Origin of the sequence: Kribbella sp. NPDC006257, from assembly GCF_040613535.1 — a bacterium.
Taxonomy (GTDB): Bacteria; Actinomycetota; Actinomycetes; order Propionibacteriales; family Kribbellaceae; genus Kribbella.
The window spans coordinates 236,673-251,682 of sequence record NZ_JBEXSJ010000003.1 but is presented as its reverse complement, the minus strand read 5'-3'; the positions used below and the strand labels follow the sequence as shown (position 1 = coordinate 251,682).

The following is a 15,010-nucleotide window of genomic DNA, read 5'->3' as shown; positions in this document are numbered from 1 at the left end:
CTAGACGGTCCCGGTGTCTCGAGCGGCCGGGACCGTCCTAGCGGGTGGGTACCCCGCCGGGCCAGCAACATGTACCACCGGGCGACGCTAGTGATCCAGCCCCGGTTCGGTGACCCGTGCCGACGGGAGTTGGCGGGTGTCGATGAGCTCCTGCGCGACGTCGCGCAGTTTGGTGTTGGTGTCTTGGGAATAGCGCCGTAGCAAGGCGAAGGCCTGATCGTCGCTGAGGTCGAAGCGCTCCATCAGGATGCCCATCGCCTGCCCGACCAGTTTGCGGGCATCCACCGCCCGGGCCAGCGTTTCCTCGTGCCGCGCGGTCGCTACCGCAACCGAGGCGTGCCGGGCCAGGATGTGCGCGACCGCCACGTCGTCGGGAGTGAAGGCGTCCGGGTGCAAGGTGTAGAGGGACAGCACCCCGATCACCTGCGGACCGGATCGCATCGGCACGTGCAGCACGCTGCGGATCTTCCCCTCCGCAACCTGGGCCCGCCACCGCGGCCAGCGGTCTTCGGCGTCGACGTCGGCGATATAGACGGTCGCTCCGGACGGGTTTGTGGGTTGTCCACAGGCCTCGTTCGTGATTGGTTCCGAGCGGTTTGGGTGGCCTATAATCGACAGTATGTTCGAGAGTCCGGCGGGGATGGTGGACACGATGGCTTCGGTAGCCAGCGTGGACATCGCGCTGCTCGACGCCGACGGGCTGCTGGAGCACCTGTCGAAGATCCAGCAACTGGAGTCCGCGCTGGCGGCCCGGAAAGCCCAGACGATGGTCGCCTTCCACCAGGCGCTGTCCGGCACCTGTGCCGATCTGGGTCACGAAGCACCGCGGCCAGGTGATCGCCTGGCCGGTCCGGCCGAGCGGCGCTGGTCGGGTGACGTGCTGCGGTCGGTGACCGACGAGATCGGCCTGACGTTGAGCGCGCACCGCAAGACCGCGGCCTTGTGGCTGAACCGGGCCGCGGTCCTGGTCGACCGGTTCCCGGCCACTCTGCGGCTGCTCGGCGCGGGCGGGATCCCGGTCGCCGCCGCCTACCACATCGCCCGTGAACTCGCGCTGATCGTCGACGACGACCTGCGGGCAGCGGTCGAGGCGATCGTGCTGGCCTGGGGACGCCGCTACGGGTGGCGGCGGATCAAGAAGACCGCGCAACGAGAAACCCAGAAAGTCCTGGCCGAGTACGAATCGCTGCTGCACGCCCAACGCCAAGACGAACGCACCACCTACACCGTCAACCACAACGGCGGCACCTGCGACCTGGTGGTGTCCACCTCCGCGATCGACATCACCGCGATCATGGCCGCCCTCACCCTGCGCGCCCGGCAACTCCAACACGAAGGCGACCCCCGCAACCTCAACCAACTCCGCACCGACCTCGCCGTCAACCGCCTCCTCGGCAACGACCAAACCACCACCAACCCCCACACCACCACCCGCAACGGCGACTCGCACACCGGCAACGGCGAACCCACCAGCAGCGCCAGCCCGGCCGCCGCGGGCCCCCACTCCACTACCGGCCACACCCGGCCCACCGCCGGCCATACCCAGCCCACAGGAGACAGCGACGCGGGCGCCACGCCGCACACCGCCGGGCCTGGCGGGGATGGCGAGCCGGAGTGGTACACCCCCGCTCCGCGCACTGCGTCGACCGCGGACGCCGCGCCGCACACCGCCACGGCCGGGCCAGACGGGGATGTCGAGCCGGAGTGGTACACCCCCGCTCCGCGCACCGCGTCGACTCCGGACGCCACGCCGCACACCATTACCGCCGAGCCTGGCGCGGATGACGAGCCGGAGTCGTGCACCGCGGCCCCACCCGCCGCCGCTCCACTGACCGCCTCGACCTCGGGCGCCACGACCCTCCCGGGCGTTGCGACTGCCGCGGATGATGAGCGCGTGCCGGCTGCGGGTAAGACCAGCACTGATGCCCGAGAACGCAGGGATCGGGCGGGTGCGCAGGCCGCGGAGGTCGCGGCGAGTCCGGACGACGAGAACGTGGCCACCGAGGACGCCTCGGACGCGGGAACCGTGGATCAGGTCGCGGCCGCGCGGGTGAGTGCAGACACCGTCGCAGGTGTGGATGTCGCAGTGGGTGCAGACGCGATGCCGGGCGTGACGGGCGTGGCGGGCGTGGGCGCTGCAGATCCGTTCCTGGCGGCCGATGCCGCGACAAACCAGCACGCCGAAAGCGTGGTCGCCGAGACCATCTCGAGCGCGGACACGGGTGCGGGTCCGGTCATGGCCGCGACCACAAACAAGAAGGCAGATGCCGGTGCAGGTCGGGTCCCGGGGCCGCCGGAGTCCGGGTTGAACCCGGCCGTCGCGATCCAGATCGTCATTCACTGCACCTACGCCGAGGCCGAAGCGCTCGCTACCGGGGCGATCTGCACCGGCGGGGAACTCCAAGGCTACGGACCCCTTCCCCAAGACGCCCTCGCGATGGCGTTCAGCAGAGCCAAGTTCAGATACCGACTCACCGACCGCACCCCGAAATCCGACCCCGCCCGGTACACCCCGAGCCCGGGACTGGACCAGCACGTCCGCGACCGCGACCAGACCTGCCGCTTCCCCGGCTGCACCGCACCCGTGCAATTCTGCGACCTCGACCACCGCATCCCCTTCCCGCAAGGCCCCACCGACGACGAAAACCTCGGACCCTTCTGCCGCCACCACCACCGACTCAAGCACCACGGCGACTGGCAAGTCTTCACCACCGACACCGGCACACTCGTCTTCATCAGCCCCACCGGACGCGCCTACCTCGAACCACCCACCATCCCCAACACCACACCCGGCACACCAAGCATCGAAACACGCTCCAACACCGAAGCCGCCTGACACCCTCGGGGCCGCCGTTGAAGTCAGGCGTGAGGCTGAGCGCGTCAGCAGTCGGCGGGATCCCGCCCGGGGTAGCCACAGCGATCTCGTACCCGGCCTCATTGAAGACGGCGTACGGGCCGAGGGCCTCCTCAGCCCAGAACCCGGCCGGATGCCGGTATCCGTCCGCCAAGGTCCAGTGCGTAGTGGCGGTGATGACGAAAAGAATCTTTGCCATGGGCAATGCTCCTTCAGACTTCGGTGGGTTGTGTGAGGGCTTCCCGTACGACGTGGCTGTCGGCGGCTTGCCGAAGGTGGGTGAGCTTGCCGTCGCGGACCGTCCACAGGTGGATGAAGCGGGCGACGGCTTCGGTCCCTGCCTTGCTGATGACGTGGTAGTGGCCGAGGACAACAACGTGATCGTCGGAGGCGGCGAAGAACTGTTCCGCGTGGCCGGAGAAGGACTGGTACTGCGGCATCAGATGGCCGAAGAAGTCCCGGCTGACGCTCTCCCAGCCGTGGTAGACGCCGCTGGAGGGGAATCCCGGGGTGATGTCCCAGACCAGGTCGGGGCCGATGATCTCGGCGGTGACCTCGGGGGACATGCCGGAGTCATACAACCGGCGTACGAGGGTGGTGTTCGGTGACTCGGACATGTGTGGGCTCCTTCGGTGTGAGTGCTCCGCCACCGTTGCAGCGGTGGGGCGGACCGAACAGGGAGAGATTCATCCCCGGATGAGTTGGTCCCCTGCTGCCCAGGACGCCAGGAGGCGTAGGGAGTCGTGGGAGGGGCTGCCGGGTTCGGCGGTCCACACGATGAGGTACTGCTCGGGGTCGGCTGCGCTGGTGAGGGTGTCCCAGTCGAGAGTCAGAGGGCCGACCACGGATGGTTCAGGTGCTTGGCTCCCAACCCGCGGCCGGCGTCGGCGCCCCACCACGTTCTGAAGTCCTCATCCCGCGTGGACGCTCGCCGACCAGGGTGCTCATCCGCGGATCGCCTGGAGTTCGTGCTGCCTCCGTCCGCAGTTGCGCGACAGCTCTCCGGGCGACGTTCTCCCAGTCGGGGTAGAGCCTGCGCATCGCGGGGTCGGTGAACAGCAGCCTGACATAGGTCCGGTGCTTCGGTGGGATGTCTCCGAAGTCGGTCACCAGTGCAGCAGCCAACGGATTCCACCCCAGGATGTCGGTCCGGCGGCCGAGTACGAAGGCGGGACTCGCGGTCAGGTCATCCTCCCAGGCGCTGCAACTGGGCGACTGCACGGAGTACCGGACCTGAGGCCGGCGCCCGGCCCTGCTCGAGGCGGGTGTAATGCGTGGTGCTGATGGCCGCGAGGTGGGCGACCTCCTCGCGGCGCAATCCGGGCACCCGGCGTCGCTGCCGGCTCTCGGGCAGTCCTACCTCGGCGGGAGCGAGTTCGGCACGGCGAGCCTTGAGGAACTCTCCCAGCTGACTCGCCATGGAGCCACGATGGCATCCAGAGCCGCTCTTGTGAGGGGGAGAGTTCCCTCCCTCCCTCGCTCGGGAGGCCAACGAAGAGGCCGCTGGTCTGGTCGCCACCCACCCGGGCCGGTTCGGGTTCTTTGCGTCCGTCCCATTGCCCGATGTGGACGGCACACTCGAAGCGATTGCCTACGGCATCGATGAACTCGGCGCGGACGGCGTCGTCCTGATGACCAATGCCCAAGGCAAGTACCCGGGGGGACGAGAGCACTGAGCCGGTCTTCGCCGAACTCGACCGCCGCCGCGCGGTCGTTTTCCTGCATCCCACCTCACCGGTCTGCTGGGAACAGTCGGCGCTCGGACGGCCGCGCCCGATGGTCGAGTACATCTTCGACACCGCGCGCACCGTGACGGACCTGCTCGTGTCCGGGGTGCTCGGGCGTTACCCGAACGTCACGGTCATCGTTCCGCACTGCGGCGGAGCGTTGCCGGTCCTGCCGACCGCGTCAACGAATTCATGAGTCAGTTCCTTGGCTCACCTGGCGGTGACTGACGACGGCCAACACGCAGCGCCTGTTCCCCCGACTCGTCCACGAACGTCGAAAGGACCGACCATGCCTGACACCAAGGCCGGCCAGGAACCCTCCGGCGCACAGAAGATGTTCGGCGAATTCCCTCCCGGCCTCGTCCACTTCACCGACGACGTGCTCTTCGGTGAGGTGTGGAAGCGCAGCGACCTCGGCGCCAAGGAGCGCAGCCTCATCACGGTCGCCGCCCTGACCGCAGGCGGCAACACCGACCAACTCGTCTTCCACCTCGGCTACGCCCGACAGAACGGCCTCATCAAGACCGAACTCATCGAGGCAATCACCCATCTGGCCTTCTACTGCGGCTGGCCCAAAGCCATGGCGGCGATGGCCGTAGCCAAGCAAGTCTTCAGCAGCGGCTAGGCGACTTCCGCTAGGTCGTGGACGGTGGCGGTGACGGCGAGCGCCAGGCCTAGGATCGCGGTCGCCGTGACGACGCCGATGAGCTTGTCGGTGCCTGCGGTCAAGGTTGCGGTGAAGATGATAGCGCCGCTGAGGGCAAGGCCCAGTGTTGCCAGCCACAGTCCTATTCGGAGTCGCCGCGGACCGGGTGCGTGGACCGGATCGAAGCTGGTCAGTACTCGGATCGCCTGGATCGCGCCGGTGGCGAGGGTGAGCCACCAACAGCCCACGATCGCCCACCGCCCGACGAGAGGTATTGCCGACGCGGTGAAGTTGTTGGCCGCGGCAACGATGAGCGCACCGAGAAGAGCCGGTACTGCGAGTCTCCGTGCGATCAGGTGAGCCAACTGGTGGAAGTACCTGAGTCGCGGGAGTGGGAGGACAAGCGCCAGCCCGGTGATCATCAGGGCGTCGCAGGAGGTCAGGATCCAGGAGCGAGCGAGGGACCTCGGCACAGCGCCGGTCAACTCGAGGGCGGCGTGACCCGTTAGCCAGCCGACGGCGCTCACGGCGAAGGCCAGGTGGGCGGCGCGAAGTCGTCGTTGGGCCGGGGAAGTAGCCGGCCAGATCACCGGGTGGATCCACATCCCGATCAGCGTCCGGGCGAGATCGGGGGACGACCGCCAACCCGTCGTACCGGCTTCGCTCTCCAGGGCCGGTCCCCAGCGGTCGCGGAACGGTCGTGGATAGAGGGCGATCAGCCGGTGGGTGAGGCTCATGCGGGGTTCGCCCGGAGGTGTCTGAGGCCGGTCGCGGCGATCCGGGCCATCGTCGTGAGTTCCCGTTGGAGCACCTCTCGGCCCGTCGTTGTCAGGCGTACCGGTTGCTGCCGTCCCTGGCCTTCGACGGGCTCGACGAGTCCCTTCGCCTCCAGCCGGGTCAGGGCGCCGTACAGGCTGCCGGCGCCGAGGCGCTCGCCGGTCAGTTCCTCGATCGCGGTGTTGATCGCGTAGCCGTGCAACGGCCCGTCGGCCAGCACGCAGAGCACCAGGGTCTGCGCATCGTTCGCTTGCATGCGTCCAGAGTACTACGTGATGCGTAGTACGCGGTGTGTACTATGCCAGACATGACGGCGAAGCGGAGAGTTCGGCAGGTCCTGCGGGTGATGGCGGCAGTCGTCGTGGCGCTAGTGGTGATCTGCGTCGGGTATGTGGCGATCGTTTCTCAGCTGAGTCGGCGGGTGGTCGCCGTACCCGACCTGACCGGGCCTTCCGTGGTCGGCCGGACGATGGCTGAGTGGGTGGATCGGACGCGGACGGATCCGTTGGCGCCCGGTGGCGGACCGCGGCGGCTGTCGGTGTGGCTGTGGTACCCGTCGGCTGCGGCTGGTACGTCGGCCGGGTATGCGCCGGGCGGTTGGCGAAAGCTGTTGTTTGGAGGCCCGGTCGGATGGTTCGAGTCCGACGCCGACAAGATCAGGGTGCACGCGACCGCGGATGCTCCGGTCGCGGGCGGGAAGTTGCCTATCGTCGTACTGGAACCTGGGATGGGTCTTTCGGCACCGCAGTACACCGCCGTGGCAGAGAACCTTGCAAGCCACGGGTATCTGGTGGCAGGTGTGACTCCGACGTACAGCGCGAACCTGACCATGCTGGATGGCGCCGCGGTGATGAGCACCTCGAAGGGCAATCCGCCGGACCTCGGGGGACATTCGGGGAGTGCGCAGGACGAAGGGAACGCGCTGGTGGCGTTGTGGGCGGCGGATGCGCGGTTCGTGGCCCGCGAGGCTGCTGCGCTCGACGGTCCCTTCCGGGGCAAGGTCGAGCAGGGGGCGGTGACGTACGTAGGGCACTCGTTCGGTGGCGCAGCGTCGCTGGAGGCGTGCCACCTCGATCGCCACTGCGTTGGCGCGGTCGATCTTGACGGCACGCAGTTCGGAAGCGTTGTGCAGGAAGGGCTTTCGGTGCCGTCGATGATCCTGGGCTCGGAAGATTCGTGTGTGACCGGCACCTGTGGTCCGGATGCGACGAACCCCGAGGGTGAACGCGAAACCGCGGCGTCGTTCGTGAAGGCCAGTACTGGCATGTCATGGCGGTTCATCCTCAACGGCGCACGCCACTTCAACTTCACCGACTACAGCCTCTACTACTTAGCGCGACCTGTGAGGAACCTTGTCCCCCTCGGTTCGATCGACGGCCGCCGAGCCTTGTCCATCGAAAACGCCTGCCTGACCGCGTTCATAGACGTGGTGAACAAGCGGGCCGCCGCCAAGGCGCTCGACAAGGTGCTCCACAACAACCCTGAACTGAGCCAGGCCTAGTCAGTGGACCGGGTCGGGTTCGCTGGTGGCCGAGTCGCGGGCGTGGATGGCCGCGTGGTCGACGTCGCTGTGGGTCAGGGCGAGATAGGCGACGAGCGCAGCGAAGAGCAGCAGCCCGACGAGGGTGACGGGGCCGGTTCCCCAGCCGACGCCACCGTCGTGGGCAGGCTTGCCGAGCCAATCGGCGACCGAGGCGCCGAGCGGCCGGGTCAGCACGTACGACGCCCAGAAAGCCGCCGTGACGTTGAGGCCGAGCTTCCACAGGCCGAGCGGCACCACGATGAGTACGGCGAAGAGGGCGATCGACCAGGTGAAGCCGAGGCCGAAGTCGATCGCGGTGGCGTCACCGATCGCGGTGCCGAGGCCGAAGGTCAGCAAGACGACGCCCCAGTAGAACCGCTCGCGCCGGGCGGTGGTGATCGAGTGCACCGAGATGGTGCCTTCGCTGCGCTGCCACCAGATCAGCAGGCCGCAGAGCAGTACGAAGTAGACGATGGAGTCGAACCAGTACGGCGTGCCGAGCGCGACGTGTGGTCCGTCGGCGATCATCGTGCCGAAGACGGCGACGCTGAGTACGGTGGCCCAGTAGCGCACCGGGTGGTAGGTCTCGGCTTTCAGTTGCAGGGAGAGGGCTGTGAAGAAGCCCCCGGCCCCGATGACGGCGGCCAGCGGGATGCTGACGCTGCCGAGGAAGTCCGAGCCGGTCTCGCCGATCCCGGTGGTCAGCACCTTGACCACCCAGAACATGAGAAAGACCGCTGGGACCTTCGGAGCCTGGAACACTCGTGTCTGCATGTGACGGCACTCTAAGATTTCAACCTGCCAATGACCTGATCAGCCGAGGGTCTTCTGGATCGCCTGAACTGCCTGCTTCTCGGCGCTGGGGTCCTTGGCCTCCCGGACCGAGCTGAAGAGGGCGTCGTTCTGGCTGTCGATGAAGTCCCAGGCCTTGCCGTCGAGCGGCTTGAGCTTGGACTCGTCGTCGTCCCAAGCCTGCTCGTAGGCGTCGACGGCGTCATTCAGTGCCGCTTGGTCGCCTTTGGCGAGGTCGGTGCTCATGCCGGCGACCATGGTCCGGAAGTGGGCTACGTCGGCTGGGGGGAAGTGGGAGATCGCCTGCTCCGAGGTGAGGTGGAGATTGGCCGCGGCCGGGGTCGGCCCTTCGCCTTCGGCGGCTGCGTTGGTGTGGGGTTGGGCGGAGGCCCAGTTGAGGAGGATGCCGGCCGCAATGGTGGCGGCGGTCATCACACCGACCAGAGGCCATTCGCGGCCAGGTCGGTGGTACGTCGCCGTACGGTCGCTGTGCTGGTCGCCCTCGATGATGTCGGTCTTGGTGAGGGTGAGGTAGAGGACGGTCGCCAGGATCGCGCACAGGAAGATCACGCTGGTGATGAGCGTTCCGAGGCCGAGGCCTTGGTCGGGGACGCGAGGGGAGGCCAGCCAGTCGCCGAGGTTGGCGCCGAGTGGACGGGTGAGGATGTAGGCCAACCAGAAGGTCAGAACGGGGTTGGCGCCCATCCGCCAGCAGGCGATGATGATCGCGATCAGGGCCAGTGGCAGCAGGACCGAGACGCCCGGGCTCCAGCCGGTGAGTTCGAGGGTCCAGTCGCCGGCCGCGGTACCGAGGGCGAAGGTGACCAGTACGGCCAGCCAGTAGAACGCTTCGCGGGGGAGGGTGACGATGCTGTGGATCGAGAGCGTGTGCTCGCGGGCCCACCAGATGCCGAACACGAGGGCGAGGGCGACGGTGAAGACCGACGTACTGAGCCAGAGCGGTACGCCGAGCTGGTCGGTGAGGATGTCGGTGTAGAGCGTGCCGGTGACGCTGACGACCACGACGGTGAGCCAGTAGGCGGACGGCTTGTACTGACGGGTTCTCAGTTGCCAGCCCAGGACGACGGCGAAGACCACGGTGAAGATGACTGCGGTGGCGACGAGCCCGACGCCCAGCTGCATGTTGATCCAGTCGGCGAAGCTCTCGCCGACGGTGGTGCAGAGGATCTTGATCAGCCAGAACCAGATGGTGACCTCGGGCACCTTGTTCAGCAGCGCCCTGGATGCCGCCGTACGGGATGCGGTATTGGTAGTCATGGTCGCAACCCTTGCCTGAAGCACCTGCACGCAACCTGACTACGTGTGGTCAGGCGCGCGGGAACCGTACTTCGAGGTGTCCGCGGCCGTCCGCCACCGCCCGTACGCCGAGCCCGGTCGCGTTCGCGATGCGCCGGACCACGGCGAGGCCGAGCCCGTGCCCGTCCGTTCCGCTGTGGCCCGGCGCGAAAACGCGGTCGAGGTCGTCCGGCCGGAAGCCCGGGCCGTCATCGAGGACGTGCACGAGCACATTGTTGCCCACAGCTACTGTCTGCAGCGAGGCCGTTGTTCGGGCATGCCGGACGGCGTTGTCGAGCAGCGGCGCCAGGACGGCGGCCACCACCTCGGCCGGGACGGCCACCTCGAAGTCGCCCACGGCATCGAACTGTACGTCGCGTCCCTCGGACATCTGACGCAGTACCGGCACCAGCCGGCACGATGCCTTTCCGCCCACGCGGGACCGCGCGGCGTCGAGGATGGTATTGACCGCGTTGCTGAGTCGGTCCGTCTCCGCGAGGACAACCTGCGGATCGACCCACAAGCCGGCGAGCTCAGCCAGTTGGGCGTCGCCGCGCAGTACGGTGATCGGGGTCCGGAGCTCGTGCGCGATCTCGTCGGTCAGCCGGCGTTCGTCGGCGATGGTGGCCGAGACGCGGTCGAGCAACCGGTCGAAGGTCTGTGCCAGTTCGCCGAACTCGTCGCGGGCATGGCCCTGACCGAAGCGGCGGCCCGGGTCGTGATCGCCCCACTCGTCGGCCAGCGTCGACATCTGGTGGACGGCCCGCAACGACCGGCTGACGCCGAGGTGGGCGACGAAGCCCGCGAGTGCGACGGCCAGAGCGCCGAGCAGGAGCGACACGATCAGGCTGCGCTGCTCGGAGTTCTCGTACGGCGTGAGGTCCACGGTGACGACTGCAGTGACCTCATGACCCGGCACGGGCAGCGGTTCGGCGTACAGGAGGTAGTGCCGGGAAAGCAGGAACTCCTGGCGGCCGGATGTGCCCAGTTGCTCGACGATCGCGGCGAGACTCGAATGTGCGACGCCGTCGATGAGGCGGCCGTCGGCGTAGACCCAGGTGACGGCATCGAACGGATCGTCGGCGCCCTCGACGAGGTGCACCGTTCCGTTGCGAAGCTGGACGGTGGCCGCGACCGCGTCGGCCCGGGTCCGCGCGAGCGTCCGGGTATCCGTGTCGGTGGCCCGGCTGAGCAGGACATGGCTCAGTACTACGAGTACGGCGACGACCAGGGTCGCGGTCAGGACTCCGAGGGAGACGATTCGCCCCCGGAACCCGGTCAGTCCCACCGGTAGCCGACTCCGCGGACGGTTGCCACCCGACCGGCGACGCCCAGCCGCTCGAGCTTCACGCGGAGGCGGCGCAAGTAGGAGTCCAGGGTGTTCTCGCTGACATATGCCCCGTGCGGCCACCCGGCGGCAACCAGCGCATGCCGTCGTACGACCTCACCGGGCATCGAGATCAGCCGGCCGAGCAGCCGGAACTCGGTCGGTGTGAGCGTCTCCCCGTCGCTACCTCGCCGTACTTCGTGACTGGTGGGGTCGAGCACGACTTCGTCAGCGGTCACCACGACTGTGGTCCGGCGCAGCAGTGCGCGAATCCGGACCAGCAGCTCGGGGATGTCGAAGGGCTTGGTGAGGTAGTCGTCGGCGCCGGCCTCGAAGCCGCTCACCTTGTGGTGCATGCCGCCCAGCGCGGTGAGCATCAGGACCGGGGCCTGTACTCCGTGCGCCCGCAGAGCCACGCAGACGTCGCGGCCGTCCGCATCGGGAAGGCCGATGTCGAGGATCACCACGTCGGGGACCGGGGCCAGCTGGGCAAGCAGCTCGGAACCTGTTGCTGCGGCAACAATCGAGTGGCCGTCGGCGACCAATGCCCGCTTCAACAGTCCACGCAATGCGCGGTCGTCCTCACAGACGGCGATCCTGGCCATCCCGAGACCGTAGCGACCTTCTGCTGAGTGGCAGCTGAGAGACCTGTGTCAGGTGTCGCGGCGGGTGATCAGGAGTAGGGCGAAGGTGAGTGGAACGAGGGCGTAGAGGGCACAGATCGCGAGGCCCATCGTTGGTGAGGGCGCGCCGTCGGTGGGTGGGCGGGTGGCGATCAGGGCGTTGCCGGCGGCCCAGAGGTTCCAGTTCGATGGCCAGGTGATCCAGTCCTTGAGGTTCGCGGCGACGAGCGGGACCACGAAGACGAGGCCGAAGATGGCGCTGACCGCGCCCGCGGTGTGCCTGATGATCGCTCCGAGGGCGAGACCGAGCAGCGTGAGAGCGGTCAGGTAGATGCCGGCGCCGGCTACCGCGCGCAGAGCCGCATGGTCGCTGAGAGATACGTTCAAGTGGATGCTTCGCAGGCTCAGCTGCGCGACGAGGAAGGTGACGAGCGACAACAGCTCGCCGACGATGAGTGCTACCGCTCCTACGACCAAGGCTTTACCGAGCAGGACTTTTCGACGATGGGGTGTCACTGTGAAGGTGGTTCGGATCTGCCCTGTCGTGTACTCCGAACTGATCGCCAGTACTCCGATCACGCCGAAGGCGAGCTGGGCGAAGGCGAGCCCGTCGAAGCTCAGGTTCACCGGATCGAACGCGGCCTTGTCGACGGCCGACCAGGTCGGATAGTCCTTCGCCCGGCCGGTCGCTGAGAAGAGTCCACCCAGTACTGCGACCGCGAAGGCCGCAATCAGACTCAGCGGAGTCGAGCGGATTGAGCGGAGCTTGGTCCATTCGGAGAGCAGCATCAGTTCGTCCTTCCGGTGCGGTACTGCGTGGCGTCGTCGGTCAGGTCCAGATAGGCGTCCTCGAGCGACCGTCCGTCCGCGGTGAACTCGGCCAGCGTGGTGTCGGCGACGAGCCGGCCTCGGCCGATCACGATGAGGTGGTCGGCGACCAGTTGCAGTTCGCTCATCAGGTGGCTGGAGACGAAGACCGTCCGGCCGTCGTCGGCCAGCTCGCGAAGCAGCCGCCGGATCCAGCGCACGCCTTCGGGATCGAGACTGTTGACCGGTTCGTCCAGCAGGAGCACGGCCGGGTCGCCGAGAAGGGCGGCCGCGATGCCGAGGCGCTGGCGCATGCCGAGCGAATAGGTCCCGACTCGTCGGTTGGCCGCATCGTTGAGTCCGGTGAGTTCGAGGACTTCCGCGACTCGGGTGGTGCTGATTCCCGCGGCTTGGGCGATGCAGAGCAGGTGATTGCGTGCCGAGCGGCCCGGGTGGGCCGCATTGGCATCGAGGAGCGCGCCAACTCGGCGTACGGGGTGATCGAGCTGGACGTACGGCCGGCCGTCGATCAGGGCCCGGCCGCGGTCGGGGCGGTCGAGGCCGAGCAGGATGCGGAACGTGGTGGACTTGCCGGCGCCGTTCGGCCCGATGAAGGCCGTCACCCGGCCGGGCTGGATGGTGAAGGTGAGGTCGTCGACGGCTTGGGTCGACCGGTAGCGCTTGGTGAGTTCGTGGATTTCGATCATGGAGCCACGATCTCGGTGCGGGTGGCGTGCTGACATTGCCCTGTGGGGAGAGTTTCAGCTCCACCCGTGGGTTGAGATAGGTCTTTGGATCTATACCTGGAGGCTGATGACCAGAGTGCCTGGTGAGGCATACCGTCCTGGCTATGGAGATTCAGGCGCCGCTGGTGACGCGGCTACGGCCGGGGCAGGTGCTTGCCCTGGAGGCTGGGCTGGCTGCGGCGTACGGCGGTGCCGCCTGGGTGCTGTTCGCGCACAAGGATCCTCACGTGGTGGCGTTGCTGGGGACTCTGCTGTCTGCCTTGGCGATCGTGCTGACCAGGCGACATCCGGTGTGGGGATTCGTGAACGCGTTGGTGCCCCTCGCATTGATGCCGGCCGCCTCGTCGCTGGGCTTCGTTGCTGTGCTTCCGCTCTGCTATGCGCTGTTCTGGGTGGCCGGAGTCTGCAAACGGCGAACAGGTCTGGCAGTGCTGGCGGTGGCTCAGCTGGGGGCGGTGGCGACCGGGCTGCCACGATTCGAGCACGTGGGTGCGATCGTGCCGTTCGCGGTGATGTTCACTGCAGCTTGGGTGACTGGGTACGTCGTCGCTCAGCAGCGTCGGTACGGCCGCGAACTGGTGCTGCAGCAGGAGCGGATGCGGATCGCCCGCGAGCTGCACGACATCGTTGCCCACAGCATGAGTGTGATCACCGTGCAGGCGGGATACGGCCACCTGGTGATCGACGAACAGCCGGCCGAGGCGCGCCACGCGCTGGCGGCGATCGAGGCGGCCGGTCGGCAGACGCTCACCGAGATGCGCCGGCTGCTCGGCGTACTGCGGTCGGAGCAGGACGGTCCGGCCGCGCTCGGGCCGGCGCCTGGGCTGAGTCAGTTGGATCAGCTGATCGAGCAGACCGGTCGCGCCGGGGTGCGGGTCCGGCTCACGGTCACCGGCGAGCCGGTGGATCTGCTGGCGGGGATCGACCTTTCGGCGTACCGGATCGTTCAGGAGGCGCTGACCAATGTGGTCAAACACGCTGCGACGGGCACGGCGGAAGCAGTCGTCGACTACCGGCCGACCGAGCTGGCGATCCGGGTCACCGACAGCGGCTCCGGCTGTCCGGACGGCATGGTGGCGAACGGGCACGGTCTGGTCGGGATCCGCGAACGCGTCACCCTGTACGGCGGATCGCTGCGAGCCGGTCCGTTGCCCGATCGCGGGTTCGAGGTGTCGGCCCGGTTGCCGTTGACGGGGTACGTCGGATGACCATCCGAGTGCTGATCGCCGAGGATCAGGCGCTCGTTCGGGCTGGTCTCAAGGGCATCGTCGGTACTGCGCCCGATCTGCAGGTGGTGGGGGAGGCGTCGACCGGTTCGGCCGCTGTCGAGCTGGTCGCCGGTGTGCGGCCGGACGTGATCCTGATGGATATCCGGATGCCCGGGATGGACGGGCTGGAGGCGACTCGGATCATCACGGCGTCTTCGTCGGCACGGGTGCTGGTGCTCACCACCTTCGACCTGGACGAATATGTGTACGCCGCGCTGCGCGGTGGGGCGAGCGGGTTCCTGCTGAAGGACTGCCCGCCGGCCGAGTTGCTCACGGCGATCCGCGTGATCGCTACCGGAGAAGCGCTTCTTGGCCCTTCGATCACCCGCCGCCTGATCGACGAGTTCGTAGCTCGGCCAACGGACGTCCGGCCAACCGTCCACCTGCCGACGATCACTGAACGGGAGCGCGAGGTCCTGCTCCTAGTGGCCGAGGGACTGTCGAACGCAGAGATCGCGCAACGGCTCTACATCGAGCCGGGAACGGCCAAAACACATGTCGCCCACCTACTGACAAAACTCAACGCCCGCGACCGGGTCCAACTAGTCATCCTCGCCTTCCGCAGCGGCTTGGTCAGCCCCGGATCGAAACGCTCCGTGTAGCCTGGCTGCGATCTGCGAGGGGG

At 67.7% G+C, this 15,010-nt stretch carries 18 protein-coding genes and 1 pseudogene; 6 read left to right on the top strand and 13 right to left on the bottom strand.

Annotated elements, in window-relative coordinates:
* Positions 1-87 precede the first annotated feature (87 nt).
* Positions 88-678 carry a GAF and ANTAR domain-containing protein gene (locus ABZ004_RS05525; protein WP_355678558.1) on the bottom strand — a complete coding sequence of 197 codons (591 nt, stop codon included), beginning with the start codon at positions 676-678 and terminating at the stop codon, positions 88-90.
* Here ABZ004_RS05525 and ABZ004_RS05520 point away from each other — a divergent pair.
* A complete protein-coding gene (locus tag ABZ004_RS05520) occupies positions 620-2,836 on the top strand; it encodes a hypothetical protein (protein WP_355678662.1) in 2,217 nt (738 codons plus the stop codon). The two genes, ABZ004_RS05525 and ABZ004_RS05520, sit on opposite strands and share 59 nt — an antisense overlap.
* A 230-nt stretch (positions 2,837-3,066) precedes the next feature.
* Here ABZ004_RS05520 and ABZ004_RS05515 read toward each other — a convergent pair whose 3' ends face one another.
* The 4 genes from ABZ004_RS05515 to ABZ004_RS05500 form a co-directional block, all read right to left on the bottom strand.
* Positions 3,067-3,471, bottom strand: coding sequence for a nuclear transport factor 2 family protein (locus tag ABZ004_RS05515; RefSeq protein ID WP_355678557.1), 405 nt, complete (start codon positions 3,469-3,471; stop codon positions 3,067-3,069).
* A 69-nt stretch (positions 3,472-3,540) separates the two neighbouring features.
* Positions 3,541-3,699 (bottom strand): hypothetical protein, encoded by a 159-nt coding sequence (locus ABZ004_RS05510; protein ID WP_355678556.1) that lies wholly within the window; start codon positions 3,697-3,699, stop codon positions 3,541-3,543.
* Positions 3,700-3,706: 7 nt separating this feature from the next.
* A complete protein-coding gene (locus ABZ004_RS05505) occupies positions 3,707-4,075 on the bottom strand; it encodes a hypothetical protein (RefSeq protein WP_355678555.1) in 369 nt (122 codons plus the stop codon).
* Positions 4,041-4,274, bottom strand: a complete 234-nt coding sequence (locus ABZ004_RS05500; RefSeq protein ID WP_355678554.1) for a helix-turn-helix transcriptional regulator — start codon at positions 4,272-4,274, stop codon at positions 4,041-4,043. Before ABZ004_RS05500 ends, ABZ004_RS05505 begins: the two co-directional genes overlap by 35 nt.
* An 88-nt stretch (positions 4,275-4,362) precedes the next feature.
* Between ABZ004_RS05500 and ABZ004_RS05495 the strand changes: the two are divergent.
* A pseudogene (locus ABZ004_RS05495) lies at positions 4,363-4,777 on the top strand (amidohydrolase family protein).
* A 93-nt stretch (positions 4,778-4,870) separates the two neighbouring features.
* Entirely contained in the window at positions 4,871-5,206 is a 336-nt protein-coding gene (locus ABZ004_RS05490) for a carboxymuconolactone decarboxylase family protein (protein WP_355678553.1), read from the top strand.
* Here ABZ004_RS05490 and ABZ004_RS05485 read toward each other — a convergent pair.
* Complete coding sequence (locus tag ABZ004_RS05485; protein WP_355678552.1) at positions 5,203-5,964, bottom strand: hypothetical protein; 762 nt, start codon at positions 5,962-5,964, stop codon at positions 5,203-5,205. The genes ABZ004_RS05490 and ABZ004_RS05485 overlap by 4 nt on opposite strands.
* Positions 5,961-6,260, bottom strand: a complete 300-nt coding sequence (locus ABZ004_RS05480) for a helix-turn-helix transcriptional regulator (RefSeq protein ID WP_355678551.1) — start codon at positions 6,258-6,260, stop codon at positions 5,961-5,963. Before ABZ004_RS05480 ends, ABZ004_RS05485 begins: the two co-directional genes overlap by 4 nt.
* Positions 6,261-6,311: 51 nt before the next feature.
* On the opposite strand from ABZ004_RS05480, the gene ABZ004_RS05475 reads away from it, so the two are divergent.
* Entirely contained in the window at positions 6,312-7,505 is a 1,194-nt protein-coding gene (locus ABZ004_RS05475; RefSeq protein ID WP_355678550.1) for a hypothetical protein, read from the top strand.
* Here the strand turns inward: ABZ004_RS05475 and ABZ004_RS05470 are convergent, their stop codons facing one another.
* Genes ABZ004_RS05470 through ABZ004_RS05445 form a run of 6 tightly spaced genes read right to left on the bottom strand, consistent with a single transcriptional unit; the run spans position 7,506 to position 13,078 of the window.
* On the bottom strand, positions 7,506-8,300 hold the full coding sequence (locus ABZ004_RS05470) for a hypothetical protein (RefSeq protein ID WP_355678549.1): 795 nt from the start codon (positions 8,298-8,300) through the stop codon (positions 7,506-7,508). It lies immediately after the preceding gene.
* Positions 8,301-8,339: 39 nt separating this feature from the next.
* The gene (locus tag ABZ004_RS05465) at positions 8,340-9,596 is read right to left on the bottom strand and encodes a hypothetical protein (protein WP_355678548.1); all 1,257 of its coding nucleotides are present in this window, start codon (positions 9,594-9,596) and stop codon (positions 8,340-8,342) included.
* 49 nt (positions 9,597-9,645) lie between these two features.
* On the bottom strand, positions 9,646-10,902 hold the full coding sequence (locus ABZ004_RS05460; RefSeq protein ID WP_355678547.1) for a HAMP domain-containing sensor histidine kinase: 1,257 nt from the start codon (positions 10,900-10,902) through the stop codon (positions 9,646-9,648).
* Complete coding sequence (locus ABZ004_RS05455; RefSeq protein WP_355678546.1) at positions 10,893-11,546, bottom strand: response regulator transcription factor; 654 nt, start codon at positions 11,544-11,546, stop codon at positions 10,893-10,895. The genes ABZ004_RS05460 and ABZ004_RS05455 overlap by 10 nt, the downstream gene beginning before the upstream one ends.
* Before the next feature lie 48 nt (positions 11,547-11,594).
* Positions 11,595-12,353, bottom strand: coding sequence for an ABC transporter permease (locus tag ABZ004_RS05450; RefSeq protein WP_355678545.1), 759 nt, complete (start codon positions 12,351-12,353; stop codon positions 11,595-11,597).
* Positions 12,353-13,078, bottom strand: a complete 726-nt coding sequence (locus tag ABZ004_RS05445) for an ATP-binding cassette domain-containing protein (RefSeq protein WP_355678544.1) — start codon at positions 13,076-13,078, stop codon at positions 12,353-12,355. Before ABZ004_RS05445 ends, ABZ004_RS05450 begins: the two co-directional genes overlap by 1 nt.
* A 143-nt stretch (positions 13,079-13,221) precedes the next feature.
* Here ABZ004_RS05445 and ABZ004_RS05440 point away from each other — a divergent pair, with 143 nt between their 5' ends.
* On the top strand, positions 13,222-14,325 hold the full coding sequence (locus ABZ004_RS05440) for a sensor histidine kinase (RefSeq protein WP_355678543.1): 1,104 nt from the start codon (positions 13,222-13,224) through the stop codon (positions 14,323-14,325).
* A complete protein-coding gene (locus ABZ004_RS05435; RefSeq protein ID WP_355678542.1) occupies positions 14,322-14,987 on the top strand; it encodes a response regulator transcription factor in 666 nt (221 codons plus the stop codon). Before ABZ004_RS05440 ends, ABZ004_RS05435 begins: the two co-directional genes overlap by 4 nt.
* Positions 14,988-15,010 lie beyond the last annotated feature (23 nt).